Annotated in this window: 21 protein-coding genes and 2 pseudogenes; all 23 read right to left on the bottom strand. The window is 40.7% G+C overall.

The genetic code is table 11. The features are described from left to right. Positions 1 to 504: 504 nt before the first annotated feature. The 23 genes and pseudogenes from galU to VME0621_RS21285 all read right to left on the bottom strand — a co-directional run bounded on the left by galU (position 505) and on the right by VME0621_RS21285 (position 26,883). On the bottom strand, positions 505 to 1,389 hold the full coding sequence (galU, locus tag VME0621_RS21400) for a UTP--glucose-1-phosphate uridylyltransferase GalU (RefSeq protein WP_062462484.1): 885 nt from the start codon (positions 1,387 to 1,389) through the stop codon (positions 505 to 507). A 254-nt stretch (positions 1,390 to 1,643) separates the two neighbouring features. Next, positions 1,644 to 2,813 (bottom strand): nucleotide sugar dehydrogenase, encoded by a 1,170-nt coding sequence (locus VME0621_RS21395; protein WP_062462481.1) that lies wholly within the window; start codon positions 2,811 to 2,813, stop codon positions 1,644 to 1,646. A gap of 9 nt (positions 2,814 to 2,822) precedes the next feature. Further along, entirely contained in the window at positions 2,823 to 3,821 is a 999-nt protein-coding gene (locus VME0621_RS21390; protein WP_062462478.1) for an NAD-dependent epimerase, read from the bottom strand. Positions 3,822 to 4,086: 265 nt separating this feature from the next. Continuing rightward, positions 4,087 to 4,546: pseudogene (locus tag VME0621_RS26945) on the bottom strand (DUF6444 domain-containing protein); the annotation flags it as partial. 72 nt (positions 4,547 to 4,618) lie between these two features. After that, the gene (locus tag VME0621_RS21380) at positions 4,619 to 4,942 is read right to left on the bottom strand and encodes a type I phosphomannose isomerase catalytic subunit (RefSeq protein WP_062462476.1); all 324 of its coding nucleotides are present in this window, start codon (positions 4,940 to 4,942) and stop codon (positions 4,619 to 4,621) included. 19 nt (positions 4,943 to 4,961) lie between these two features. Next, positions 4,962 to 6,386, bottom strand: coding sequence for a phosphomannomutase (locus tag VME0621_RS21375; protein WP_062462472.1), 1,425 nt, complete (start codon positions 6,384 to 6,386; stop codon positions 4,962 to 4,964). A gap of 3 nt (positions 6,387 to 6,389) precedes the next feature. Then, positions 6,390 to 7,136: a glycosyltransferase family 2 protein gene (locus VME0621_RS21370; protein WP_062462469.1), complete on the bottom strand. Its 747-nt coding sequence runs from the start codon at positions 7,134 to 7,136 to the stop codon at positions 6,390 to 6,392. Beyond that, a complete protein-coding gene (locus VME0621_RS21365; protein ID WP_062462466.1) occupies positions 7,136 to 8,566 on the bottom strand; it encodes a mannose-1-phosphate guanylyltransferase/mannose-6-phosphate isomerase in 1,431 nt (476 codons plus the stop codon). Before VME0621_RS21365 ends, VME0621_RS21370 begins: the two co-directional genes overlap by 1 nt. 20 nt (positions 8,567 to 8,586) lie before the next feature. Next, complete coding sequence (locus tag VME0621_RS21360; protein ID WP_062462463.1) at positions 8,587 to 9,060, bottom strand: GDP-mannose mannosyl hydrolase; 474 nt, start codon at positions 9,058 to 9,060, stop codon at positions 8,587 to 8,589. Positions 9,061 to 9,102: 42 nt separating this feature from the next. Next, complete coding sequence (gene fcl, locus VME0621_RS21355; protein WP_062462460.1) at positions 9,103 to 10,062, bottom strand: GDP-L-fucose synthase; 960 nt, start codon at positions 10,060 to 10,062, stop codon at positions 9,103 to 9,105. A gap of 88 nt (positions 10,063 to 10,150) precedes the next feature. Continuing rightward, entirely contained in the window at positions 10,151 to 11,257 is a 1,107-nt protein-coding gene (gene gmd, locus VME0621_RS21350; RefSeq protein WP_062462457.1) for a GDP-mannose 4,6-dehydratase, read from the bottom strand. Position 11,258: 1 nt separating this feature from the next. Further along, positions 11,259 to 12,173, bottom strand: coding sequence for a glycosyltransferase family 2 protein (locus tag VME0621_RS21345; RefSeq protein WP_062462454.1), 915 nt, complete (start codon positions 12,171 to 12,173; stop codon positions 11,259 to 11,261). Continuing rightward, positions 12,160 to 12,714, bottom strand: a complete 555-nt coding sequence (locus VME0621_RS21340; RefSeq protein WP_062462451.1) for an LbetaH domain-containing protein — start codon at positions 12,712 to 12,714, stop codon at positions 12,160 to 12,162. Before VME0621_RS21340 ends, VME0621_RS21345 begins: the two co-directional genes overlap by 14 nt. A gap of 56 nt (positions 12,715 to 12,770) precedes the next feature. Beyond that, complete coding sequence (gene glf, locus VME0621_RS21335) at positions 12,771 to 13,871, bottom strand: UDP-galactopyranose mutase (RefSeq protein ID WP_062462448.1); 1,101 nt, start codon at positions 13,869 to 13,871, stop codon at positions 12,771 to 12,773. Positions 13,872 to 13,875: 4 nt separating this feature from the next. Next, complete coding sequence (locus VME0621_RS21330) at positions 13,876 to 15,081, bottom strand: glycosyltransferase (RefSeq protein ID WP_231892990.1); 1,206 nt, start codon at positions 15,079 to 15,081, stop codon at positions 13,876 to 13,878. After that, positions 15,050 to 15,916, bottom strand: a complete 867-nt coding sequence (locus VME0621_RS21325; RefSeq protein ID WP_062462442.1) for a glycosyltransferase — start codon at positions 15,914 to 15,916, stop codon at positions 15,050 to 15,052. The genes VME0621_RS21330 and VME0621_RS21325 overlap by 32 nt, the downstream gene beginning before the upstream one ends. Further along, entirely contained in the window at positions 15,882 to 17,099 is a 1,218-nt protein-coding gene (locus VME0621_RS21320; protein WP_062462440.1) for an oligosaccharide flippase family protein, read from the bottom strand. The genes VME0621_RS21325 and VME0621_RS21320 overlap by 35 nt, the downstream gene beginning before the upstream one ends. Then, complete coding sequence (locus VME0621_RS21315; protein ID WP_231892989.1) at positions 17,089 to 18,264, bottom strand: O-antigen polymerase; 1,176 nt, start codon at positions 18,262 to 18,264, stop codon at positions 17,089 to 17,091. Before VME0621_RS21315 ends, VME0621_RS21320 begins: the two co-directional genes overlap by 11 nt. A gap of 161 nt (positions 18,265 to 18,425) precedes the next feature. After that, a pseudogene (locus tag VME0621_RS26340) lies at positions 18,426 to 19,529 on the bottom strand (ISAs1 family transposase). A 385-nt stretch (positions 19,530 to 19,914) separates the two neighbouring features. After that, positions 19,915 to 20,895 (bottom strand): Wzz/FepE/Etk N-terminal domain-containing protein, encoded by a 981-nt coding sequence (locus VME0621_RS21300; RefSeq protein ID WP_062462434.1) that lies wholly within the window; start codon positions 20,893 to 20,895, stop codon positions 19,915 to 19,917. 18 nt (positions 20,896 to 20,913) lie between these two features. Further along, positions 20,914 to 23,664 (bottom strand): SLBB domain-containing protein, encoded by a 2,751-nt coding sequence (locus VME0621_RS21295; RefSeq protein WP_062462433.1) that lies wholly within the window; start codon positions 23,662 to 23,664, stop codon positions 20,914 to 20,916. A 54-nt stretch (positions 23,665 to 23,718) separates the two neighbouring features. Next, on the bottom strand, positions 23,719 to 24,237 hold the full coding sequence (locus VME0621_RS21290) for an outer membrane beta-barrel protein (RefSeq protein ID WP_051867760.1): 519 nt from the start codon (positions 24,235 to 24,237) through the stop codon (positions 23,719 to 23,721). A 489-nt stretch (positions 24,238 to 24,726) separates the two neighbouring features. Continuing rightward, the gene (locus VME0621_RS21285) at positions 24,727 to 26,883 is read right to left on the bottom strand and encodes a polysaccharide biosynthesis tyrosine autokinase (RefSeq protein ID WP_062462431.1); all 2,157 of its coding nucleotides are present in this window, start codon (positions 26,881 to 26,883) and stop codon (positions 24,727 to 24,729) included. Positions 26,884 to 26,929 lie beyond the last annotated feature (46 nt).

The raw sequence follows: 26,929 nt of genomic DNA, 5'->3' as shown, positions 1-26,929 counted from the left end.
GCGTCCGCGCGGTGTTATCACATAGGTCAATGTGTGCTACTTTCTCTTGCCGATACCATGGGAAAAGCGCTAATTAATTGAGTAACGTATCGCCTCAAGACAGAGCGATGCGTTACTACTTTGAGCGATGGATAAGCCGCGGCAGATAGCCGAGGAAATAAGCCAAGAAGAGTCCTGCCCCATTGGCCCACCAATCGTACCATGATGCTTGCCGACCTGGTTGCAGTATTTGTAGAAGCTCAATAGCACCGCTTAAAAACCAACATCCTAGCAATGAAAAAACAAGGAATCGCCTGGGTACCACCAGTGAAACCGCAAAGCCTGACACCAAGTAAGCAAAAGCGTGATTGAGTTTATCAGCACCATCAAAAGACACAATCGAAGCAGAATAGTTAGGCATCAAAGAGAAATAGAGGACCCCTCCAAATGTGGCCAATACGCCCAATTTGCACCCGCTGTTATAGTACGGGTGCGAGGCAACGGCCTGCCGAACTTTGTTACCTATCACGCAGGAATGAGATCTTTGTGGTTACGATTGTCTGCTTCAGCTGGCGCTTGTTTATCATTGTCTAGATATAAGTTTTGATAGCAATAATTCGTAGCATCCATATAGCCCTCAACACTGCCACAATCAAAACGTTTGCCTTGAAACTTAAACGCCATTACGCAGCCTTGCTGAGATTGTTTTAACAGCGCATCGGTAATTTGTATCTCACCACCTTTCCCCGGCTGCGTATTTTCGATGTGCTCAAAAATATCAGGCGTTAGAATATAGCGTCCAATGATAGCTAAGTTGCTTGGCGCGGTGCCAGCCTCCGGTTTTTCAACCATATTATCAACGCGGTACAAATCCTCTTTGAGCTTCTCACCGGCGATCACCCCATATTTGTGGGTCTCCGATTCCGGCACCTCTTCAACGGCAACGATAGAGCATCGAAACTTATTGTAAAGCTCGACCATTTGCGACAATACGCCAGACTCCTCGTTAACACAAAGATCGTCTGCCAATATGACAGCAAAAGGGTTGTCACCTACAAGCTCTTTCCCTGTGAGGATCGCATGCCCAAGGCCTTTCATTTCGCGCTGTCGAATATAGGTATAAGACGCAGAGTCAATCAAAGAGCGAATGTCCGTCAGGAGCGATTCTTTGGACGAACCACTGATTTGGTGCTCGAGCTCGTAGTTTTTGTCAAAATGATCCATGAGCGTATGCTTGCCACGACCGGTGACAATCGCCATATGATCCATCCCAGCCTGAATGGCTTCTTCAACGCCATACTCGATGAGCGGCTTGTTAACGACCGGCATCATCTCTTTAGGCATTGATTTTGTCGCAGGAAGAAAGCGAGTGCCGTAACCAGCGGCAGGAAATAAACAGTGTTTTATCATAATTATTTGTCCAACTAACAGGGGAGCATAGAGCAAGAGGCAACACACGCTCCCTTTGCGTTGACCTCATCTTAAACAGGAGCCTAACTGTAGCGCCCTAAAAGGCTGAAAGTGACTATTAGGGGGAATTTCCAAGACACTACAACTGTCTCAAATACGTCTCGAGCCTGAGACTGCATCTTTTTAATTTTCTGTATTTATTCAATAAAAAATGATCACGAGGATCCTTTCCTAATAGATATGACTATCGGGGATTACTTATCGCCATTAAACAAATCGCGCGTGTAGACTTTGTCTTCCACATCTAAAAGCTCTTGAGACATACGATTTGAGACAATCACATCAGAGCGAAATTTGAATTCTTCCAAGTCAGCCAAAACTTCCGAATGGAAAAATTCTTTTTCTTGCAGTACTGGCTCGTAAACAACAACCTCAATACCTTTGGCTTTCAAGCGTTTCATGATGCCTTGGATGCTGGATGCACGGAAGTTGTCGGAGCCCGATTTCATGATAAGGCGATAAATACCCACAGTTTTGGGGTTCCGCTTCATGACGCTGTCAGAAATAAAGTCTTTACGTGTTGTGTTCGCAGCAACGATAGCTTGAATTAGATTGTTTGGAACATCAGAATAGTTAGCTAGCAGTTGCTTGGTATCTTTTGGCAAACAATAACCACCATACCCGAATGATGGGTTATTGTAGTGACTACCAATTCGAGGATCTAAACCGACACCTTCTATAATTTGACGACTATCTAATCCATGCGTCTCAGCATACGTATCGAGTTCATTGAAATATGCAACGCGCATAGCAAGATAAGTATTTGAAAAGAGTTTAATCGCTTCGGCTTCAGTCGAATCGGTAAATAAAACGTCGATGTTCTCTTTTTCTGCGCCATCAACCAACAGATTTGCAAAAACTTCAGCACGCTCACTACGCTCTCCAACGATGATACGAGAAGGGTGTAGGTTATCGAACAACGCAGTGCCTTCGCGTAAAAATTCTGGCGAGAAAATAATGTTATCAGTGGCAAACTTTTCGCGAACCGACTGCGTGAAGCCAACAGGCACAGTCGATTTGATCACCATTGTTGCACTTGGATTCAGTTCAAGTACATCTGCGATTACAGCTTCTACCGATTTTGTGTTGAAATAATTAGTCTCAGGGTCGTAATCCGTTGGTGTAGCAATAATCACATAGTCTGAGTTTTTGTAAGCTGACTCCTTGTCTAAAGTAGCTGTGAAATTGAGTTCTTTTTCCTCAAAAAATGCCTCAATCTCAGTGTCCACAATAGGAGATTTTTTATTATTCAGCATCACTACTTTTTCTGCGATCACATCTAACGCGACCACTTCACAATGCTGTGCCAACAACATTGCATTTGATAGACCAACATAGCCTGTTCCGGCAATAGTAATTCTCATAATAACTCTCTAAGCCTTGTAATAATCTTTATACCAAACAACAAAATTCCTTACACCAGTATTTATATCAATACTCGGCTTGTAGTCCGTTGCTTTATACAGTGCTTCTGTAGATGCCCATGTTGAAGGTACGTCGCCAGGTTGCATTGGCATGAAATTCTTCTTCGCTTCAACGCCCAAGGCTACTTCGATAGCGTTGATAAAATCCATCAATCGAACTGGCGAACCGTTCCCAATATTGTATATTGAGTAAGGAGCATCGCTTGCATTAGGTGTGTCGCGCTTCGCTTCATCTTTAGTTGGAACAACATCTTGAACGCGAATAATTCCCTCTACTATATCATCGATATACGTGAAGTCTCTGTACATATCACCATGATTGTACACATCTATCGCTTTACCTTCTGCAATAGCTTTCGTAAATTTAAATGGTGCCATGTCTGGTCGTCCCCATGGACCATAAACGGTGAAAAATCGCAACCCTGTGGTTGGAATACCGTAAAGGTGTGAGTATGTATGAGATAGTAGCTCATTGGCTCTTTTGGTTGCAGCATACAAAGAGACTGGATGATCTACAGCATGAGACTCCTTGAAAGGCTGATCTTTATTCATACCGTAAACCGAACTACTCGAAGCATAAACCAAATGTTGAATGTTATTGTGACGACACCCTTCAAGTATATTAATGTGTCCTGCCAGGTTGGCATCTGAGTATGTGTGAGGATTTTCCAATGAAAAACGAACACCAGCCTGCGCGCCAAGATGAATGACTTTGTCAAACTGCTCAACTTGAAATAGTGAAGCAACTGCTGTTTTCTCAAACAAGTCTAGTGTACGAAAAGCAAAGTTCTGGTGAACTTTTAAAGTTTGTAATCTTTCAAGTTTTAGGTTTACGTCATAGTATGTGTTCAGGTTATCAATGCCAGTGACAGTATGCCCCATCTCACATAATCTGTGGGAAACTGCAGCACCAATAAAGCCAGCAGCCCCTGTTACTAAATACTTCATCTTTAATTTTCTCTTAGATATGTCGTTAACTGTCCAACGTAACCCTATTTTGCAGTAAGACCACAGACAAATCATGCCTTCCCTGTCAGTAAAGGCTCAGGGTTCCCGCATAAGTTACGAATTTGTTAAATACTTCAAGTGCAAAACAAAACCCTCTCTCGAAACTCGGTATTTAACGCGCATTTTAATTGTCGCCGTTTTAACGTACCTTTCATGTCCACAAGCTTAATAAAGTTCATGCACATTTGACGTATACGAGGAAGGTTTTTTGCGCTTTCACGGTCTCCTTACAATATCGACACTGACTGGCGAATAAGCGACATTCTGTGATATCAACAGTCAGCATAGGAATATCAAACACTTGATGGCAGTAGTAAGGACCACCTTGAACATCAATGTCAGATTGTGCACAGCACGGACAAACCTCTGCAAAACAATCAATAACCACATCAGTGGCTTTTAGCGGTGAGAGTTTTCGTTGATGCCCTGTGTGACCTTGTCTAGCTCCTCTCGAATTGCGACCACCAGAGCCTTCATCTTTTTTCGCTCATAACGATCTTTTGGGGTATCCGAGGAGGGGGTGAGGAATTCTTAGAGCTAGTACTGAGCTTGTCTTCGTAGTGTCGAAGTTGTTCCCATAGTTCATCAATAAGCATCTTAGCCTCATTCAAATCAGAGACTTCAGGTGCTTCTTCTTGGTATTTGGGTGTTTTCTTCTTAGTCATGAGACAATGATGAATCACCAGATTGATCACTCAAGAGCCAAAGTGGGTTCAAGTGCTAGAGGTCGCAGTTTTTTATGTCAATAGGGCTTGGTGAACACTTACGTTAGGGTTGACTTGAATTGATAATGGACAACCAACCACTAGCACTTTAAGTAAGAAAGGTGAATCACCAAATCGACTAGTTTTGTAAGCATCTAACGCCTCCCCCATGTTTTCGGCGATAAAACTTGAAGGAGCTTGTCCTATTTCGGCGATTACAGAGCTACCTCCAAGGTTCGCTCCCATCCATACTTCAGCTTGTGGCTCATGATTATGATTTTCAATTCCAAACAACTCGCTGATGGACGTTTTGCTGCCCCAAGCATAGTTTTTAACTTGGTTCTTAAACTTGAACATATTTTCTGACTCTTGATGTTCAAAATTGACTAACAGTAAAAAGAGTGCCTTCAACTAGTGATTTAGCTGTTTCGAAATCACTCGCTTCAACATAACAACGAAGCTCCGGAGCATTGCCTGACGGTCTTAAATGAACAATTGTTGTACCTGAAAAGTACAAACGCAAGCCATCAGTATAATCTACCTTAACAACATCTACATTTTGTAGCCCTAAGCGAGAAAGTAGCTTATCGAGGTTTTTCTCAGCTTGAACTAGTATTTCTTGACTTTTTTCAGTAGCAAAATTTGTTACACGAGCGCTGTGGGTAAATCGCTTGGGCAAACCTGCGACAAGCTTCTGAATACTTGTACCTTCTTGTCTAGCGAATGAAAGCAGCATTAATGCAGGCAACACTGCGTCTCGAGTGGGTAAAGCTTTCAACACGTTACCACTAACTTTAACATCACTGCCAAGTAAGTAACCACCATTAGCCTCGAAGCCAGCTATGGGTTTGAATCGCTTAGCTAAAGACTCCAACTCTTCAATTACATATGGCGAACCAATCTTCGTCAGGGATACACTACGGAACTCAGAAGATGCAGCGATAATAGTATTACAATTTACTGGGACCGCAAGCGCCTCAATTGCCAAAGCTTTGGAGCATAGCAAACCTAAGATATCGCCACGCAGCCACTCTCCATTTTCGTCAGCAACCAGAGGCCTATCGCCATCGCCATCAGTAGAAAATATAAAGTCTAGACTATATTTTTTCGACCAAACTTTAGCTTTCTCCTTATCAGAGTCAGCCACGGCTTCCGTATCAATCGGTATAAATTTGCTTGTCCGTCCCAACGAAACAACTTCTGCCCCCAAGGATTCAAAGAGGTATTTATATATATCTCGACCTGCACTAGAGTGTTCATAAATACCGATTCGCTTCCCATCTAATAGACTTTTACCAAAGAGGCTAGTATAGCGTTCAACGTAGGACTCAGCCGCTTTCTGATTCACCACTAACGCCGGAAGTAATGTCGGTAGAGAAAACTCTACATTAGAGTTCAAAATGGCATGCTCATCCGCCTTGGTAATTTCGCCACTAGGCCGATAAAACTTAATACCATTGCGTTCAAAGGGAATATGACTACCGGTAATCATAATACAAGGTATATCTAGTTGCATTGCGGTATAAGCAAGAGCTGGAGTAGGAACCACGCCATAATATATCGCAGTACAGCCCATTGACTCAATTGCACTAATTGTAGCTTGAGCCATTTTGGGGCTACTTGGTCGGTTATCTATGGCAACAGCCACATCTCTAAATGAAAATTCATTTCTCATTTCAGTTACAAACGAACAAACAAAGGCAGCACAAACGTTAGGGGTAAACTGTTCAACTAACCCGCGAGCACCACTGGTACCAAATTTAATACCTGACTCAGCAATCACCTTACTCGAAATCAACATCAGTTACCTCTTAATAAACTGTGGAATCTTTGAAACATTCTTAACCAAAAGCGCTAAAGGCCAAAAGACATGGTTGTTTTTTAACGCCTGAATGTCTTCTCTAGTCTTCTCTAGTATATTTTTGAGACTACGATTACTGATACCTCCAACTCGCATTTTCGTAACTACTTTTGGTAAGTAGCTCGCTGTAACATTATGCCTCCATAAATAACGTAGTAGGGAGTCATAATCAGCCGCAATTTTAAGATTTAAATCAAACACCCCGTACTCAATATATAACTCTCGCTTCATAAAAAATGTAGGGTGTGGAGGCATCCAACCATAGCGCAGCTTATCTTGTAAAAACTCTCCAGACTGCCATTTCCGAATAACCTTTGAAGTATTCTCTTTAGATACATACTCTAGATCAGCATAAACAGCCTGAGTGCCTTCACGTTCAAGTGTTTCTACCAAATCTTTAATCGCATCTGGATAGGCAAACAAGTCATCTGAATGCAAAAAACCTACAATATCACCAGTCGCAGTACTAATACCTTTGTTCAATGCATCATAAATTCCCTTATCAGGCTCTGATACAATCGTTGTCTTACGACCAGAATTTTCTTCAACAACAGAAACTGTGTCATCGGACGATGCACCATCAATAACAATGTATTCAATATCAAGATAAGTTTGCATGTTCAGTGAGCGCAACGTATCTAATATGGTTTGGCTGCTATTGAACGTAGCGGTAATAATTGAAACTTTCATCAATAACCAACACCTTCTGAATCGAAACGTACAATGTCATCTTCTTTTAAGTACGCTCCTGAACGAACTTCAATCAACTCAAGAGGTACCTGTCCAGGGTTCTCTACAGAGTGCGGCGTACCGACCGGAATATAAGTAGACTGATTTTCAACGAGAAGGAAAGTTTCATTACCTTTTGTTACTTTTGCAGTGCCTGACACAACGACCCAGTGCTCTGCTCTATGGTGATGCATCTGCAGTGCCGTTTTTTCTTTTGGCTTTACTAGTACTTGTTTCACGTGGTAACGCTCACCTTCAGATACTGTCTCATGAGAACCCCATGGACGATATACTTGTTGATGCTGGTCGCATTCTGCTCGGTTTTGTTGTTTTAGTTGATTTACAATTGACTTTACATCTTGAACCTTGTCTTTATCCGCGACTAAGACAGCATCTTTAGTCTCTACGACGATAAGGTTTTCAACACCAACAGTAGCAACGAGTTTGTCTTGTGAATAAATATAACTATTCTGAGTTTGCTCAATTAACACATCACCACGAGTTGCATTGCCCTGCGCATCTTTATCATTTACATCCCAAAGTGCAGACCAAGAGCCAACATCACTCCAATTTGCATCCATTGGAACAACAACAGCTTTTTCGGTTTTTTCCATTACTGCAAAGTCAATTGATTCGTCCGGGATCTGTGAAAATAGTTCAGATGAGAGGCGAATAAAGTCTAGGTCGTTAAAATGGCTATCGTAAGCACTTTCACATTCTTTCAAGATATCTGGCCTGAACTTTGCCAGCTCTTCAAGATAAGTAGATGCTTTGAATAAAAACATACCACTATTCCACAAGTAACTACCATCCTCTAGATACTGCTTAGCAGTTTCAATATCAGGTTTTTCAACAAAACTATCGACACCTAAACCTCGACTTTCGTCCCCAACAATAACTGTAGCACCGGTCTTAATGTAGCCATAACCTGTTTCTGGAGCATTCGCTTTGATGCCGAAAGTGACCATATCGCCACGCTGTGCGTACGGAATAGCAGCTTGTACTGATTGATGGAAAGATTGAGTATCTTTAATCACATGATCAGCTGCAAGAACTAACATCAAAGCATCTTCACTTGAAGTTTGATGTTCCGATAGGGCAAATTTCGCAGCTAAGGCGATAGCTGGAGCAGTATTACGACCTACCGGTTCCAATAGTATTCCACTATGATTGCCATTAATACGGCGAAGTTGTTCAGCAACGAGAAATCGATGTTCCTCATTGCAGATTACAAACGGCGCATTGTGTTCTAGACCAATCATGCGGCTCAACGTTTGTTGAAGCATGGTTTGTTCACCGGTTACTGCTAGGAATTGTTTAGGATATTTTGAACGAGATAGAGGCCATAAACGACTGCCTGAGCCGCCGGCCATAATTACAGGAATAAGCATAGTCAACTCGTTGTTTTTAATTAGGTGATAGTTTTAGTTGTTTTTTGAAAATACCATTTAGTATGAGTATGTACTTTATCACTGGTCAATAATTCATCTTGATTACACCAACGGTAACGAGAATGCTGTACATCTATAGGTAAATTTAATTCAGAGCGAATGACAATGAGTTTATAGGCAATAGCGACATAATGAGTCTTAATAGCATTGCCAAATACATAGTCGTCATAAAGGTGTGTATAAGGTCCCAACAGTATTGCTTGTGTTAGCTTAAACTCATGTCCAAGCTCCTCCAAAGTTAAACGAGCAAAGGCATCTTCAAGCTTTTCATCCTTAAAAATACGACCACCAGGAACGAACCAGAAACCTTGAGCTGGTCGATTTAAACGCTCTCCAAGTAAAACTTGACCACTTTCGTCTTCAATAACTAAGTCGATTGAAACTAATGGCGTACTTTCAATTACTTGAGAAAAACGTCGTTTGCTTAAAAACATTTGCTTTGTTTATATCCTTATACTGACTCTACCCTCGGTACATTAACCACGATAATTTTGTTGGTTCTCTATAAACCACTGGTAAGTCGTAGTTAAACCATCTTCTAGGCTTGTCTTCGCTTCCCAACCTAGACTCTTTAAACGGGAAACATCCATTAACTTACGAGGAGTGCCGTCTGGTTTCGTAGTGTCAAATTCAATTTCTCCTTCAAAACCAACTACTTTTGCCACAGTTTCAACAAGTTCACGAATAGTACAATCCACTCCAGTACCTACATTTATGTGACTAAGCATTTCTTGCGTATTTTTTAGATACACCTCTTGAGCAAGATTCATTACATAAATTGAGGCTGCTGCCATATCATCCACGTGTAAGAACTCTCGCATAGGTTTACCACTACCCCATGCAACAACTTTACCGTCATCATTCAATTTGGCTTCATGGAAGCGACGCAACAATGCGGGAATAACGTGTGAATTTTGAGGGTGAAAATTATCATTTTCACCATACAAATTAGTTGGCATTACGGAACGATAGTTGCGACCATATTGACGATTATAGGACTCGCACATCTTGATACCTGCAATCTTAGCAATTGCATAAGGCTCATTGGTTTCTTCCAAAGATCCAGTCAATAAAGAGTCTTCGCGCATCGGCTGTTGTGCAAACTTTGGATAAATACAAGACGAACCCAAGAACAGTAAATCATGAACATCATGCAGATGTGCGGAATGAATAATATTGTTTTGAATCGTCAAATTTTGGTAAATAAACTCAGCAGGGTAGGTATTGTTAGCAACAATTCCGCCGACTTTCGCAGCCGCAAGGTAAACTTGGTCAATATGGTGTGTCGCAAAAAACGCTTCAACGGCTAGTGCATCTAACAGGTCAAGCTCATTACGGCCTTTAGTTATAACTTCTACTGAGCAATCTTTAGATAGTTGACGAACTATAGCAGACCCAACCATTCCCTTATGGCCAGCTACAAATACTCTTTTCATACTAGCACCGACAATATAAATATAAATATAAACTGCAGAGCCTGAAATAAGGGGCTCTGCTATGTAAACAAATCAGTTTTACAGACAATCAGCTCTCTAGTGAGATCGTAACGTCAAAGCCGTGTTCTTTTAGAATTGAATGTTGTTTTGCCTTATCGATATCAGACGCAACCATTTCAGCACACATTTCTTCCACGGTAATCTCTGGGATCCATCCAAGTTTGGCTTTCGCTTTACTTGGGTCACCAAGCAGTGTCTCTACTTCAGCTGGACGGAAGAAGCGAGGATTTACTTTTACAATGACATCACCAACTTTCACTTTGGGTGTTTTTGCTTCGTCGATTGCAACAACAGTAGCGATTTCCTCGATACCTTTACCACTAAACTCGAGATCGATTCCAGCTTCCTTTGCTGACAAGCGAACAAACTCGCGCACAGAGATCTGTTTGCCAGTAGCAATAACAAAATCTTCAGCTTGCTCTTGCTGAAGCATCATCCATTGCATACGAACATAATCTTTAGCGTGCCCCCAGTCGCGCAAGGCGTCCATGTTGCCTAATTCAAGACAAGGTTCAAGCCCCTGAGAAATGTTGGCAATCGCGCGAGTGATTTTTCGAGTTACAAAAGTCTCGCCTCGGCGCGGCGACTCGTGGTTAAATAAAATTCCATTACATGCATACATGCCATATGATTCTCGATAGTTAACCACAATCCAATATGCATACATTTTTGCCACAGCGTATGGAGACCTAGGATAAAAAGGAGTGGTCTCGCGTTGAGGAATTTCACGAACTTCTCCATAAAGCTCAGATGTTGATGCTTGGTAGAAACGTGTTTTCTTTTCCAAACCGTTTATACGAATCGCTTCTAGAAGACGAAGAGTACCTATTCCATCAACATCTGCTACATATTCAGGGGATTCGAAAGAAACAGCTACGTGGGACATAGCTCCTAAGTTATAGATTTCATCTGGTTGAATCTCTTTAACCAATCGAATTAGGTTAGAAGAATCAGTTAGGTCACCATAGTGAAGTTTAACTCTTGTATGTCTGTTTACCAAAGCATCGATACGCTCTGTGTTATATGATGACGCACGACGAATTAAACCATGAACCTCATAGCCTTTCTCTACTAAAAGCTCCGCCAAATAAGAGCCATCCTGACCTGTAATACCAGTAATTAGTGCTTTTTTCATTTTAAATCTCGTAATCATACTTGTTTTTTACAACTTGCTTTAAGTCACTATTGACATTTACAGCAGATTTTATTTCAAATACTTTTGCATCTACCATCATACGATACCAAAAACCTTGTAATATATGCCAAAGAAAACCTTGCTTACCATCTAGAAAGCCCATCCTTATGACATATCGATAGATAAAATATATGAAAGGTCTCGTGAATTTTGGTACTTGATTATAAATATGTTTGAAAAACCGGTTCCTTTCTGCAGATGTGCCAAACAAACGACTCTTGACTTGATTGGAGCTATTCGATGACTCGCTGATTAAAACATCAATAGCTTCTCTAGTAGAATAATCAACATGCTTATGAGCCCACCATGAGAGTGTATTCAAATTATCATCTACTAACCTTCCTGGTGCACGAGTCGTAGACCCGCTAGTCAAAACAATATGTTCGTCCATCCAGCGTTGTTCACAATAACCTTTCCCATTTCGCCAAATACGGAGTGTCCAGTAGTCTGACATCCCCCCATGCTTAAGTAACCTACCCATAAAAGTAATAAAACGATTCACCACAACACCATTAACATCACTAGGTAAGTCATCCAATGAATTATTGAGAAAACGGCTTAAGTTACGATCAATATATTCATCTGCATCTATCCGCATTACCCAGTCAGTATCTATATCAAATACTTCTAAAGCAAAATTAAACTGAACTGCGTGATTAATAAACTTATTCTGCTTAATCTCAACGTTATCAAATTTAGAAGCTACTTCTATGGTTCGATCTGTGGAAAAAGAATCTAATATATATATCTTATCAACACTATCCACCAATGAGTTTATGCACCTTTCAACATGCAACTCTTCATTATAAGTAAGAATTATCGCTGATACTGAAGAAGGTTTATTATTTTCTGTCATTTAAAACCCTCCTTTTTATGGTCTTTGCCGGGTTACCCGCCACAACAGACCACTGCTCAACATCTTTTGTAACTACTGACCGAGCACCCACAACTGCACCATCATTAACAGAAACACCGGGGCCAATAAAAGAGTCAGCGCAAACCCACACTTGTGAGCCAATATTGACTGGCGGCTTCAACAGAGGGAGGGTTGGGTCACAGTAGTCATGCGAACCCGCACAAACATGTGTCCTCTGCGAAATAGTAGACATATTACCAATACGCACCACACCCAAGTTATATACTAATGCATGGTCACCAATAGATGACCAATCGCCGATTTCGAGATTCCAAGGAAAATATATGTTGGCAGTATTTGAAATATTCACATTATGACCAACAGAAGCACCAAAGCACCTGAGAATAAAGCTTCTAATTGTATATAGTGGGCGAGGGGTAAGCCTAAAAAAAACCTTCCCAAAACCCCACAAAATCCTAGCAACTTGTACCCGACAAGAGTATTTACGAGCACTTCTATTTTCATCTATATTTAAACTCAAACCAACTCCAGACAATTAAAAAGACTGCTAAGGTAACGACGTAATATCACTTTAAGCTAATCAGCAAGCTCAATGGATACTGTATGTAATGCAGATGCTATTACTTGATGCATATCATAGTACTTATATTCAGCTAACCGACCACCAAAGATAACATTAGGGTTTATCTTCGACAAGTTACGATAGCGCTTATATAAACTCATGTTTGACTCGTCATTGATCGGGTAGTATGGTTCATCTCCCAAGTTCCAATCTTTTGGATACTCCTTGCTTACAACGGTATGCTCAGTGTTTACAGGATCAAAGTGCTTGTGTTCAATAATTCGCGTAAATGGTACTTCTCGCTCAGTGTAGTTAACAACTGCATTCCCTTGGAAATTTTCCTGTTGTATAACTTCATGTTCAAAAGTTAAAGAGCGATAATCCAAAGTACCAAGTTCGTAGTCAAAATAAGCATCTATTGGCCCAGTATAAATCACCTTATTTGCTAATAATTCCATTTCAGCTCTATTTTCCAGAAAGTCTGTATTTAAACGGACCTCAATATCTTCTAACAACTTTTCAAATAATCGTGTATAACCACCAATAGGTATACCCTGATAATTGTCTGAGAAATAGTTGTTATCGTAGGTGAAACGTACTGGTAAACGTTTTATAATAAATGAGGGCAAATCTTTGGCTGAACATCCCCACTGCTTCTCTGTATAGCCTTTAATCAAGGTTTCATACATATCTCTTCCAACGAGAGAGATCGCTTGCTCTTCTAAGTTTTGAGGTTCCCTGCCATCCATTTCAGCACGTTGTTCTGCGATTTTAGCCTTTGCTTCTTCAGGTGTTTTAACACCCCAAAGCTGATGAAATGTGTTCATATTGAACGGTAAGTTAAATAATTTATTTTTATACAAAGCCAGAGGGGAGTTAGTAAATCTATTAAATGGTACTAAGTCGTTCACATAATTCCAAACCATCTTATCATTGGTATGAAAAATATGAGCTCCATATTCGTGTACTTGAATGCCACCCTCGTTTCTTGTATAAGCATTCCCTCCAATATGATTGCGTTTTTCTACGACCAGTACTGACTTTCCTTTCTTTTTCAATTCATGTGCACAAACAGCACCGAAAAATCCAGCACCAACAATTAGGTAATCATACATTAAGCTATCCCTTATAAATAAAATCAGGTTTCATTCTATTCTCTTCTAGAAGGTAAGAGTATACTTGCTCAGTCTTCTTTGCGATAATATCCCAACTAAAATTGTCTTGTACATATAATCTAGCTAACTGCCCAAGCTGGTCAATTTCAGAGTTAGATAAAAGCACAAACTCATTCAAAGTATTTATAATGTCAGTCTTCGTCGTTGATTTTATCTTTAATGAAAAGTCATGACAGAAACTTTCTTCTAGATTACATTGTGGCGTAATCATCGTGATACAGCCGAAACGCCAGGCATCTAAGACAGCCATTGGCAAACCTTCACTATAACTTGGGAGAATGAAGCCTTTGGCATTAGCTAACAATAGATCCTTCTCATCACCATATATAGAACCATTAACTTCTATTGAATTAAGTGAGCAGTTACTAGCTCTGCATTTCAGTTCCTCGATGTACTTTTCATCACCCCAGCCATGTAATACCAGTTTTAATCCTTTGAGCCTACTTTTATTGCTTTCATCGAGCCATGCGTCAACCAACTCTAAGAGCCCTTTTTTCTTGTCATACCTTCCAACATAGCAAATAAATGGTCTTTTTTGTTCTTCGTCATGCACGAGCTTCCTTGGTATACTCAAATCGTCTGCTCTGAGCTCTACCCCATTAGGAATTATATAGATATCACCTCTGTAGCCAAAGCTCCGAATTGATTGAGCCTCCTTACTATTCAAAGCAACAAAGCATGATGCCAAGTTGATATTTCTTCTTTCGAAAAGAGCTAAAACGATCTTCTTGATTAGAGAGCTATTTCTAATAGCCCACTTATCAAGCATACCTCGAGGGCATATAACAACCGGAATTCCATTTCTAGCAGCTTTCAGAGTGGAGAGCGATTGATGCATCCAAAGACCATGTAAATGGACAATATCTGGCTCCGAGCGACTAAGCTCAACACTATGTTTAAATGACAGTTTAAAGTTCTTGGGTCCAATATAGTTGACTAGACGTAGTCGACAGAAATTCCATAATGACACATCAGCGTTATAATAATCGCCATCATTATAAGATAGCACTGTACAATCTAACCCATTCTCCGTCAAAGTCTTCGTAAGGTATCGAACCGAAAAAAACAACCCACCTGCGCTTCTATTTATAGAACCAGTGCAAACTGAAACTTTCAAATTATAATTTCCCCAATTTTCCAAAAAAACCATCATAAATTGCTTTAAAGTAATATTTAAGGCCATCATCCATCGTTAATAAGTCGAGATTTCGAACAACTGTAAGTATTAGCCTTAAAGATTTATAGTTATAATGATGGCGGATATTATATATATTATTTCTCAATTGATAAAATCTACGCCAAACTGGCAGTTCTCGGTCTACTGAAGGTGGGTGATAGTGTTTCGCTTCAACAAGCGTCACCACAGGGAGATATTTATTCAACCTCCACATCATATCTATTTCATCACCAGATATAAACATAGATTTATTAACGTTACCACATATGCTAATCGCCTTGGCCGAAAGCAAGCAGCCGTTAAAAAAGCTTCCTAATGGGTAAGTTCCTTCACTATTCGCTGATTGAAGCAACTCATCATAGTCTGTTACTCTTTTGTTCGCTCCCAATAATAATTGTTTATTCCCTCTGAATTTAGGTAGACTAAATGCTAGCTTATCTGAGTTTAAATTCGAGATCACACTACAACATACTGCTGAGTATTTTCCGTTATCGGCCTTGGCTTCCAATAGTTCAATTGCGTCGAGAGATGGCTCACCATCATCATCTGCTAGAAAAATCCATTCATATTGTCGCTTTAGTGCCTCTTCAATCCCTGTGAAAAAACCACCACTTCCTCCAAGGTTATCTTGCGTAATAGTTATTAGATCTGATTGTGCCTCTAACCACTCTCGTGTCCCATCAGTACTACTATTATTTACTACGATAATATCATCAAGTTGTCTTGTTTGGTTACGTAAACATTTAATCGCTTTTTGTAGTAAAGCTAATCTGTTATATGTCACTATAACCGCTACTATTTTTTTCATTGTTCTTTTTTCCAAAAAAATAAATAATAATCATGCCTATAACCACCGCTGCTTCACTAGCTAAAACAATATACACATAATTATTAATGGTCAATTTATTATACAAAGTTACAACCAATAATATATTTACTGTTGCTCCTAATAGTACACTCCACTTCATTTTTGATTCTAATCCCCTGGGAAATAGGACCTGAAATGCGAGTATGTTACTAATTGTGATTATCGGTATAACAAAGACGAACACATGTAGCAGTTCCGTCGCATCCGAGAAACTTTCACCTAGTAAAAAGTTAATAAGGGGTTCTGATAACCAAGTAATCGTTAGCATAGCAAGTACAGCCAATGACAATTGAATACTTGCTGTTGTAGTAACCAAACCTAGTTTGCCACCTTTGGCTATTATTGGATAGACTACTTGGGAAATTGGAGTAATGAAGTTCAGCGATGCTTTTACAAGTTTTTCGACAGGTGAGTATAATGCGACTGCGGAAGGTCCAAATATTTTACCAACTATAACGACATTGATAGTAGTATAAGCATTTACAGACAGTCTATATAAGAAGGAAGAAACAGCTTTAAAGTAAGCTTCTTTAGCAAAAGAAAGGTTTACAGTAAACCCACCAACTTCAGTATAAACTGATCTAAAAAGGACATAAAGTCCTATCGCTCTCAATAGCACCTGAGCTTGAATAAGTAATCTAGCATCTAGATCCATATCTATCCATATGAACAAGACAACCGACAGAAGGAATGTGGTGTTGATAACTATCTCATATAGGCTTACTACCCATATTCTATTTTTACCTTGAAAGAAATATGTTGGAACATTTCCTACACTTGCTCCCCAGAGGACTAAAAGTAATATATCGTAGGAATCTAGTGAACAAAACTGACTTACTAATAAAGATAGAATCATGATTAGCAAAAGAGAATAAAGCTGAAAAGAAGTAACTTCAGAAACTAGTCTATTTTGACACTGTTCTCCTTTTGCTAAAAGTCTAGTGTATGTTATGTTAAAGCCAAATTCAAAAAAAATAGATACGAAAAATGAAATTGCTTGATAGAAATAGTACTTACCAAATTCTTCCACTCCGAGTGCTCGAGAAAATATAGGTATCAACACTAAAGGTATTAATACTCTAAAAAGAGTCAATAGATACATTGATACTATATTACCTTTCATCTACTTTCTCTTCGATAAATTTAGATACAAGTGTAGAAAGTACAAACGCCATCACTATAGTCTTTAAGTCAAATGCCACACCGCCAAATGACCTAAAAAACATATAGAACACATAGGAACATAAAAACACAGAGAACACATTAATCTTATAGTAGAAAAATCTCATCACTAAATAAACTAAAAAACTATAGACGAATGGAAAGAAAACAATACCAAAGTACCAAAAATCAATCAAAAACACCTTATACCAAGTATATATATTAGTTGCGATTGGGTAATAAACAAACACATCATGATTCCAGGATGCTTGTTGCTCAATAAGTCCTAATTTAATAGCAATAATTTTAAATAGCGGAACATGAGTACTCATAACATTAACGGAATCAAGGTTGAACTCTTTTAACCCTAAAGCACTGCTCTTTTCTGCCATATTAACAACGGTTCCAGCGTATCCATCATAAAACGCTTGAAAACCTGATATACCACCTAAAAAATAGTCACTAAAGTTACGCCAAACACCCTCTAAACCAATTCCTCTTGAGTATAGAATAAATACAGAAATAAGGACAAAGAAAAGAAAACTCGGTACTACTACTTTTATAACCGTTGATAATCTAACGTCATTCACTCTTAGATAGGCAAACATTGTTACGACCAAAATAAATAGTACACCACTTCTTTGCATAAAGAGAACATTATATAAAATAGAGAGCAACAGTGTAGCAAATAGAAAAAACAAGCTGTCTCTTTTATGTATAATAAATACAATAGGTAGTAATATATTCAGATAGTTCAGTTGATTAAGCAGTTTAGCCCAAATAGGAACAGAGTAATCACTAAAAGCAATCATATCCCTAATACTTACATCACCACTATACGCTGCAATTAAACCAACACCTTTAGCACTTATAGCCGCGTTTACGTATGCTAGGGCGGCTATAAGTGCTAAACTTTGCATAAAAAGCAAAGTACTAGCTTTCAAATTCGAAATATTTGCTCTATATACAACCTCCCCTCTTTGGCTATACAATACAATAAAAAGCAAGGAAAAAATAAGAAAGCAGCCATGAAAAGATATCAATACAGTTGCTGTACTCGAAGATAAAAAATCATCTACGGACAAATATACTAAGAATATTACAAACCATATAAAGTTAAAAACCATGAATGGTGAATGATATATCGCACTCTTATCCTTTTTATAAAGAGCGAGCATTACCAACAATAAGGATAAAAAGTAAAATGTTAAATATAAATATTGCAAATTCATTTACTTCGCATTAAATATTAGAGATATAACCACGGAAGATTCATGAACATCCCCGGTCAATAAAGCCTTGCCAGAACCTTCAAAAGATACTCAGAATCCATCGCACACATCGCTCTTTTGTGTTTAATACTCGCTTTCAAAGTCGTTTCACTCTTCAGTATGCTTAAACACATCTGTCTGATCCTTACGAAATTTTCTGCGCTCTCTTCTGTGCGTTTTCGGCAAGAATCTTCACCGATTCTTGTGTCTAGAGACCAATGCATCGAGTCGACCAACCAATGTGAACGCATTGCATTTAACAATTCCTTAGCACTTAGGTCCTTCGAACTAATGTAGTATCTCACCGTGACTTCTGACTCTCTCGTCACAGCTTCTTCCTGTCATACAGAAACGACGATACCCATTGTTTTTAGCTCTGGCCTATCACACGTTAGGTATCCCAAAGCACTTAAACCCTAATTCGTTAGAGCAAGTCTAGTTTCTTGTCTACCACGAGATTTTTCCTATGTGCTTAAGAATCACCATCGTGTTTTTGTAGCATGCTTATATATCGAAATAGTCATTAAACGCTTGTTCTAAACGCCCTTGATTACCTTTAACCGCTAGTAAGTAATCGTCATTCTTATCAAGTATTTTCTGAGCAATTTTCTTTTGGCATCCCATCGCATCAATTGTCACCAAACAACCCGATATATCAAGCAATTCCAGCAAACCTGGGATAGCGGTGATTTCATTAGATTTACGATAGACTTTATGTTGTCCGAGACTGACACCATTTTCGGTCGCAAAAGCGTTTACCATGTGAAATAGCACCAAGACCGCGAGAGTCATCATAAGAGCCCCTAACGGTTTTACTGTCAATGGCAATCACTTCACCCTTAGTAAGCTCTGTGCAATCCTTCATCCATTCGATAAAACACTTCTGAAAGCGAGTGACATTAATCATTCCCATAGCTCTTGCTATTGTCGATGTAGAAGGGACACCATGACTAAAATCACCAAACCGCTTTGCAAAATCTAACTGTGCTTGACTATAAAGATTAATGGTTTTCCAATCATCTTGACCGGAAAGAATAGCGCAAATTGTTAACAAAATGATATCAATTAATTTGTGCTCGACTTTGTCTTTTGGCGGTAATCTGGATGACATCAAAATGCATAAATGGGTGTTGATTACTCACTGTTGGACCTCCAAATTTTCTATGGAGGTATCAGAAAACACTGAAAGTGACCAGAAAATTGATCATCGGTTAATTGTCAATTATGTGATGGTACTAGCTGACCACATTGAAAAATCGAGTACCTAACAAGCCACGAAGCCTTTAAACATGGGCATATTGATGATTTTCCCTGTCCCAGACTCTGTTTCGTGCTAATTGACACAAAAATGTCTCAGACAACTGTCATGCACTGAGACACTTTTTATCCATTTTGAGACAGTCTATTTCACCTATCTCATTGTAATAGCTTATTTTTGGCGTTTTTCTCTAACCCTGGTTCCAACAGGTTTCCAATTTCAGTTGATTACTGCAAAGTTAGGGAGGTTTAAGACTCTAGGTTCTCAACATCTTCCTTCCTAAAAGCGAAGCGAACTAAAACTATTGCGACGCCTAGCATTCCACCAAGCAACGCCCCTAGTATACAAATAAGGGCGCGTTTGGGTCCGGCTTTCAGCTCTGGTACTACAGCTGGGTCGACCACTTTGAAGATGAACTCTTCTTGGACTTCTGCAAGCATTAGACTTTTAGTCTGCTCTTCAACAATCTGATAAAACGCACTTTGCATTTCAGCTACCGACGTTTTATTGAGCTGCTCAGCCAGATAATCCAAGTTCTGAGTGCTTTCTGCAATGACACGCTCACGCATCACTTTGTTGATGTCGTCCACCAACCAAGTCGTCCACGTTTTCGCTAGGTAGGGTGAAAAGAACTCAATACTAACCGTATACAGTCTATTTTCTTTATCCTGATTTACACTAAACATGTCTTTGATGAATACATCATACGCTTCTTGTGATGTTGGCTTTGCCCCACGTAACCCTTTTGGCTCCCGAAGCCACTTCCCTGTAGAAGCATCATAAACATCACCATCTAAAATCAATGTATTGGTATCCGCATCCCACTCTTTTGCCGCCATAATGGGCACCATAAGATCATGCTTTTGAATAAAATGATCTACAAACTGACGAGACTTCATCACCTGCACCGCTAGATCTGTTTGACTGCTTTCGCCACCACCCAGGTTTACTCCAGCCAGTGCCGCCAAGCCACCTAGTTGTCCTGCCATTTTAGCCAGCCCTCCCTGCCCCGAGCTTTCTGCCGGAGCCAGCAAGGTATCTGCTTTGTAGGTGTTAGGCTGGCTTATCGCGAATAGCACCGCTCCCACAGCAAACACAAAGGTTGTGGCAACGATTATCCATTTTCCTTTCCAAAGTGCTAAAAACAGCGCCTTAAGATCAATTTCATCGACATGACTTTGCTGCGCAAACTGCGGTGGCAATTGGTTCGGATAGTTATTCTGACTCATGTTTTCTACTCCGAACTATTACTTATTAATCGCATTAACCGCTACACCAATTTGGTATAGGATTTGCGTGGCTGCTGTCCAAGTACTGAGCGCGTCGCGGTAATCGGTGTCGATTGGCACAACGATGGTGTCTCCTGCTTTTAGCGCTTCATTCTTATTGCCGAACCAATAGCCTGAGTTTGGTTTGTAAACTGAGCCATCTGCACGTACAACAAAAATACGGTCTTCATCCGCTTGCTTTTTAATACCACCGGCCTTGTTTAGGTAGTCTTTAACTTTTAGCTTGTTATCTAACAAGTAAGTGATAGACACCTGGACTTCACCCATAATTGATACGGTATTGCGGAAAGTCGGTACAAACAAAAAGTCCCCATCTTCTAGCATAAAGTCAGCGGCTTGATTACCTTCAGTAATTTCATCGAGTTGAACCACCATTCGACCAAGCGCTTTACTCTTGCTAGCTTCTTCTACAAAGGCCAAAGTTTTATCTGGGTCGGTAATGGTCGAGCCTAGGTTATTATCAACACGGAAAGTTTTCTTCGCAGTTTCTTTACGAATATCAGCGGCGTATTCGTTAAGCTGCTTCTCTTCCTGTAAACGAAGTGCTTCACGAGTGAAAATTGCGCCTTGCGGATGAGCGAATTTGGTTAAACCACCTGCCCGCTCAATAAGCTCACTCATAGTCTCCCCCTGTCGCACAGTATATGTACCAGGGAACTTTACTTCGCCTTGTAGTGTTACTGAACGGTGCATATTCGCATTGGGTTGCTCAAGGACATTTAAGCGATCACGTGGACCAATGATAGCGTTTTCATTTACATCACCAAGTAATGCGTTACCTAGGTTAATACGGGAAATATCCAATACCGAGCGCTGGTCTTTTTGGTCAACAACGGTACGAGATAATTCGGCATTCATAATGTATGCATCCGGTGTTAGGCCACCAGCGGCAGCCACTAAGTCTTTTACGGTATTGCGATTAGTAATTGGGTAGTTACCTGGGTGTTTCACTTCCCCGCCCACTTCAGCAATCAAAGGAGGGTGACCGTATACCGCTTGTTGGCGAAGTTGCATCAAGACAGGTGCAAGTAGAGTTTGACGCGTAGAACGCTTCACCGTATCAATTTGCTTTTGGGTAATCTCTTGCCCTTGATAGATTAACTTCGCTTGCTGTCTATTTAGTTTTTCACCTGTCGACAATGTGCTTTGCTTATCTCTTAGCTCCTGTTCAAAGCTTTGCTGCTTCGCTTGTTCAAATGATTTCGCTGTCGTGGCCTTCTCTCCGAACTGTGACAACGAATCAAGTTCTTCAAGGTTGAATCGGTTAAACACTAATATACGGTCACGGGAGTTCAATAGCATATTGTCTTTGCTACTTGGTGCCATAATCGCGTTAGCGAGGTCTATTTGATAGACACGAACATCGCGTTGAGGGTTTATTTCACGTACAACAATGGCATAGTGCACGTCTGCGGTTGAATTGAATGCGGTATCTACACTAGAGAAAATGTGCGAAATTTTAGTCCCGCTCTTCCATTGGTAGTAACCAGGGTGCAATACGTCACCTTCTACTTGCACGTAGTTCTTTAACTCATCACTACGCTTGCCAACGGTTACTTGGTCACCACTTTTAGCTTTAGTATTTAAACCTGCATTAGTATTGAGTGCGAGTGTTAATACTTCACGAATACCATTTTTAGCAGAGCGTTTAACTTGAACTTGGTCGGCATAGGCGTTCGCCGTCAACCCAGCAGTCATGTTTAAGATATGAGCATAGCTTTCGCCTGGTTTGATTTCGTAAATGGCAGGGCGATTAACTTCACCGGTGATAGAAACAGTTTGTTTAACTGGGCCAATAAAGACCACATCACCCGGCATTAAGCGCACATCGTTGCGAGTATCACCTTTTAATAACAAGTCATACATATCCAAACGACGAATTAACTTACCATTTCGCTTTAACTGAATATCACGCAGTGCACCGCTTTCGCTGAAACCACCACTATAGTAAATCGCTTGAGAAATGGTTGTCAGACCGCTTACTGTATATGCACCCGGCTTATAGGCATCACCCATCACGAATATCTGCATGGTACGCAGTTCACCCATAGTGACATCGCTACGTACCCCAATCATCTGTTCACGCACGCGTTGTTGTAACGATTCACGTACATTAGAGAAGCTCATTCCGCCAACTTGAATAGGTCCCAACGTTGGGAAATTAACCACACCTTCACGGTTCACTCTCAAACGGTGAGTCTGATTCTCCTTACCGAACAGCTGAATCACTATTTCATCGCCCGGGCCAACTTGATACTCCGCAGGCACTGGCACATCACTTATCGGTGCAAATGTCGAAGGCGATGACGCGAACAGGTTAATACCAAAACGTTGCAAAGGAGTATTTTGCTTTTCTTTTGGGGGATTAGGGTTGGGAATAAATTGACCATCAGCGCCTTGAATAAAGGTTTGTTCAACAAATTGACCATCGGGCCCTTTAATATAAGTTGCTTGAGGCTGTACAGAGCTTTGTGCTCCTTGCGCACCACGCTCATTCATCAGCTGCGGATTTTGGTATTGTTCAGTCGTTCCGCTACTACTTGGTAGAGTTATTCCATATTGCGCCGCTAATGCTTGCTGCTGGCTAGCTGGCAAACTTTTGAACATTTCCATCTGCTGTGGTGTTGGCGTTTGAGCGTTTACTGGCATAGTAAATGCCGCTGTCATACAGACACTGGCAACCAGCCACTGTTTTAATTTCGTTCTCATTGATTCTTTCTCTTAGCGTATTCCATAATGACTTAGGTTTGTTTTCCTCACTTTCTAGAAGCGGTACTGAAACCCAAGACTTAACCCGTTTAAGCGAGCTTTATCGCTATTTAAATTGTTGAGAAACTCAAACGTGACGGCAGTGTAACTACTTAACGCATAGTGCATACCGAGACCAAAACTCATCCCACTGTCAGAGCCAGAACCTACGTCCTGCTGGTCAATGGTTACTGATGAATAGCCTAGCAAACCATACATTGAAAGCTGGTCTGTCACTGGGACATTGCCTTTTAATAACGCAGACGCCGTATGGTCAACATTAAGACCACCAGAGCGTTGAATCGAAGTGCCATAACGGCCTTCAACCGCAAAATAATCCGTGAAGAAGTAGCCAAGCTGCGCTTGAACTAACAACGGAGAAGCATCTGCTGTGCCACTTGATGGTGTGTGTTGATATTCAGCACCAGCGTATGTGACAGCGGCACCCGCGTATAAATCAGCAAATGCCGATTGAGAGCAAAGCACGCTACCCAATATGGCTGTTGCGATAGTCAATTTGGTTCTTTGGATCAAGGTGATGTTCCCTAAGCGTGGATATGGTCCGGATAATGGATGCAGAGCTTAGGACAAATGTTCGAGATGAATAAAAGGAAGTGTTGTACCTGTAGATATTATGAGATGAGCAGGGTAAAGCAGTGTCACTTTGAGGGGTAACACCGTACACATGACGTGCATTTCTTTAGCCGCAGCTGCGCATACAACCTAGCCTTCCATTTTTTCGTGCCTCTCTGTGCACGTTTATCCTTCAATTGTAGTTTTTGAGCACGCTACCGCCCTTTGGTATAGCGTAAACCACATTGCGCATTTGCCAGCTTTACATATTTAGACTGCCTGAATTACAGACGTTTAAGCCGTCGCCTGTATTACTTTGATGACAATCTTCGTCGTATTCTTCTGTCTGTAAATAACAGCGAACTTTATTATCCACATATCACATAGGTGAGCAAGTTGGATTCTGTGAGAGTGTGTAAGGGATCTTAGCTTAGCTACCACTCTCACTGGTTATTCATAAGAATACTGATAATACCCGTACCCATTGGATGCTTTTTTCTCAATGGCATTGAGAATCACCCCTTTGACCTCAATGCCAGATTTATTGAAACGATCTCTCGCTATCTCTATCTCTTTTAACGAGTTTTGACCGAAGCGCGTCACCATTAAGGTCGTCCCTGCTTGAGCCCCGACAATACTAGGATCTGTTACAGCTAGAACAGGCGGCGTATCCACGAGAACCAAATCGTATTGCTCACTCGCCCATTCTAACAATTCACTAAAACGTTGATGCATTAGAAGCTCCGAAGGATTTGGTGGCACCATCCCACGAGTAATCACTTCTAGCCCCTCGATTCCGCTAGGCTTAATCGCGTTTTGAATCGAAATTTTATCTGCCAGCAAATCAGACAAGCCATTATCCCACTGTAAATTAAAACTTTTTTGCAGATAGCCTTTTCGCATATCGGCATCTATCAACAATACTCTTTGCCCTGTCGTTGCTGCAACGGCAGCAAAGTTGGTGGAAATAAAGGACTTACCCACACCAGGTGCCGGCCCTGAAATCATAACAATGTTATTTTTTGCCTCCATCATGGCGAAATGAAGGCTAGTACGTAGGCCTCGCAATGCCTCAATCGATAGGTCAGCTGGGTTTTCTTTCGCCAGTAATCCCTTGCTTTCTAAAGAATTTGAACCTCTTAGCACTTTTTTACTCGATTTTGTAAAAGAGAGCTGCAAATCGGACTTTGGAACACTGGCATAAACCGATAGACCTATCGATTCAATCTCCTCAGCACTTTCGACACCCTGATGAAAAGCCGCTTTAACCAAGACCATCGCGACACTCAACATACCACCGAGTAGCGTCGCTAACACGACAATCAAAGATTTCTTCGGTTTTACTGGGTGCATAAACACTTGAGCTGTGTCTAGGATACGTACATTGCCCACAGCGCTTGCTTTCATAATGCTGAGTTCTTGCACTTTGTTAAGCAGTTGGATGTAGATCTGCTGATTCACTTCTACATCCCGAGTCATACGCAGCACTTCGCGCTGAGTTTTCGGTAATTTTTGAATATCTTGGTTTAACCTTTCGCGCTCATGCAACAAAGTTTGTCGTTTATCAAGTAACGATTTGTATGAGGGATGATCTTTAGTAAAACGCTGGCTGATGTCACTTTCTTTAAATGTGAGTTCATTCAGTTGTGCTTCTAAATCGACAATCACCTTTAACGCCGATTGTGCTTCTAACCCTAAATCAACCGATTCGTTTTGCTGTCTAAAGCGGTTCAACTTATCTTCAGAGTCATTCAATGTTGCTTTGATCTGAGGAAGGTTCTTTTGCAGAAATACCAAACTCTTCTCCGCCTCAGCTGATTGACGAGCAACGTTCTGCAAGAAGTAGTTTTGGCTAATATCGTCCAGTATGGCTTTAATTTGTGTTTTATCTTCACCTTCAAAGGTCAGTTGAAGGATACCGGTTTGTTTACTGCGTTCACTGATAGATAAGGTTTGTTGCAGCCACTGTATGGCTTCCAATCGAGAACGCTTACTCAACATAAACTGGTTGCCCTGTTCAGCATCAATATGGCGTACAAAAAGCTGCCAATCGCCATTTTCCGCGAGCTCTCCAGTGCGGCCAGCCAAAACCAACTTACCGTCTTCTGTAGTAACTTGATAGCTTTCGGCTTTATCATCTTTTACGGTAAGTGTTAAAGACACAGGGGCTAGGTATTCCGGCATTTCAAAGCGTGCAATATCAATAGATAGCTGTTCGCCTTGCAGTCGACTCAAACCTTTGCCGATTATTGGCAGTGTTTTTGGTACAGCAATCGTAGTTAGGTTGAGCTTATCCACCGTCTCACCCAACACCATGCGAGAGTTAATAATCTCTATCTCTGTACTCGCAGACGATTCCTGAGAAAAGATATCTCCTAATCCATCGCTGATTAACGTCGATACCCCAGAATTTTTGCTTTCAACTTGAATTAACGCGTCCGCTTTATAGATAGGCGTCGCCATTAGTGCATAGACTACGCCCAAGACAGCAAACAAAAACGTAGTACCAATGATGACCCATTTGGCATCGAGTAACATACCAAATAGTCGGCCCAGATCGATTTCATCACTGGCTGTATCGTAAGCTTTTTTAGTGTCGGTCAGCATTGGATCATGTCCTAAAGTCCCAGCATTTAGGTTTTGGGGACAGCAA

This window comes from Vibrio mediterranei (assembly GCF_900088415.1).
GTDB lineage: Bacteria > Pseudomonadota > Gammaproteobacteria > Enterobacterales > Vibrionaceae > Vibrio > Vibrio mediterranei.
This window is presented reverse-complemented; position numbering and strand designations above follow the sequence as displayed.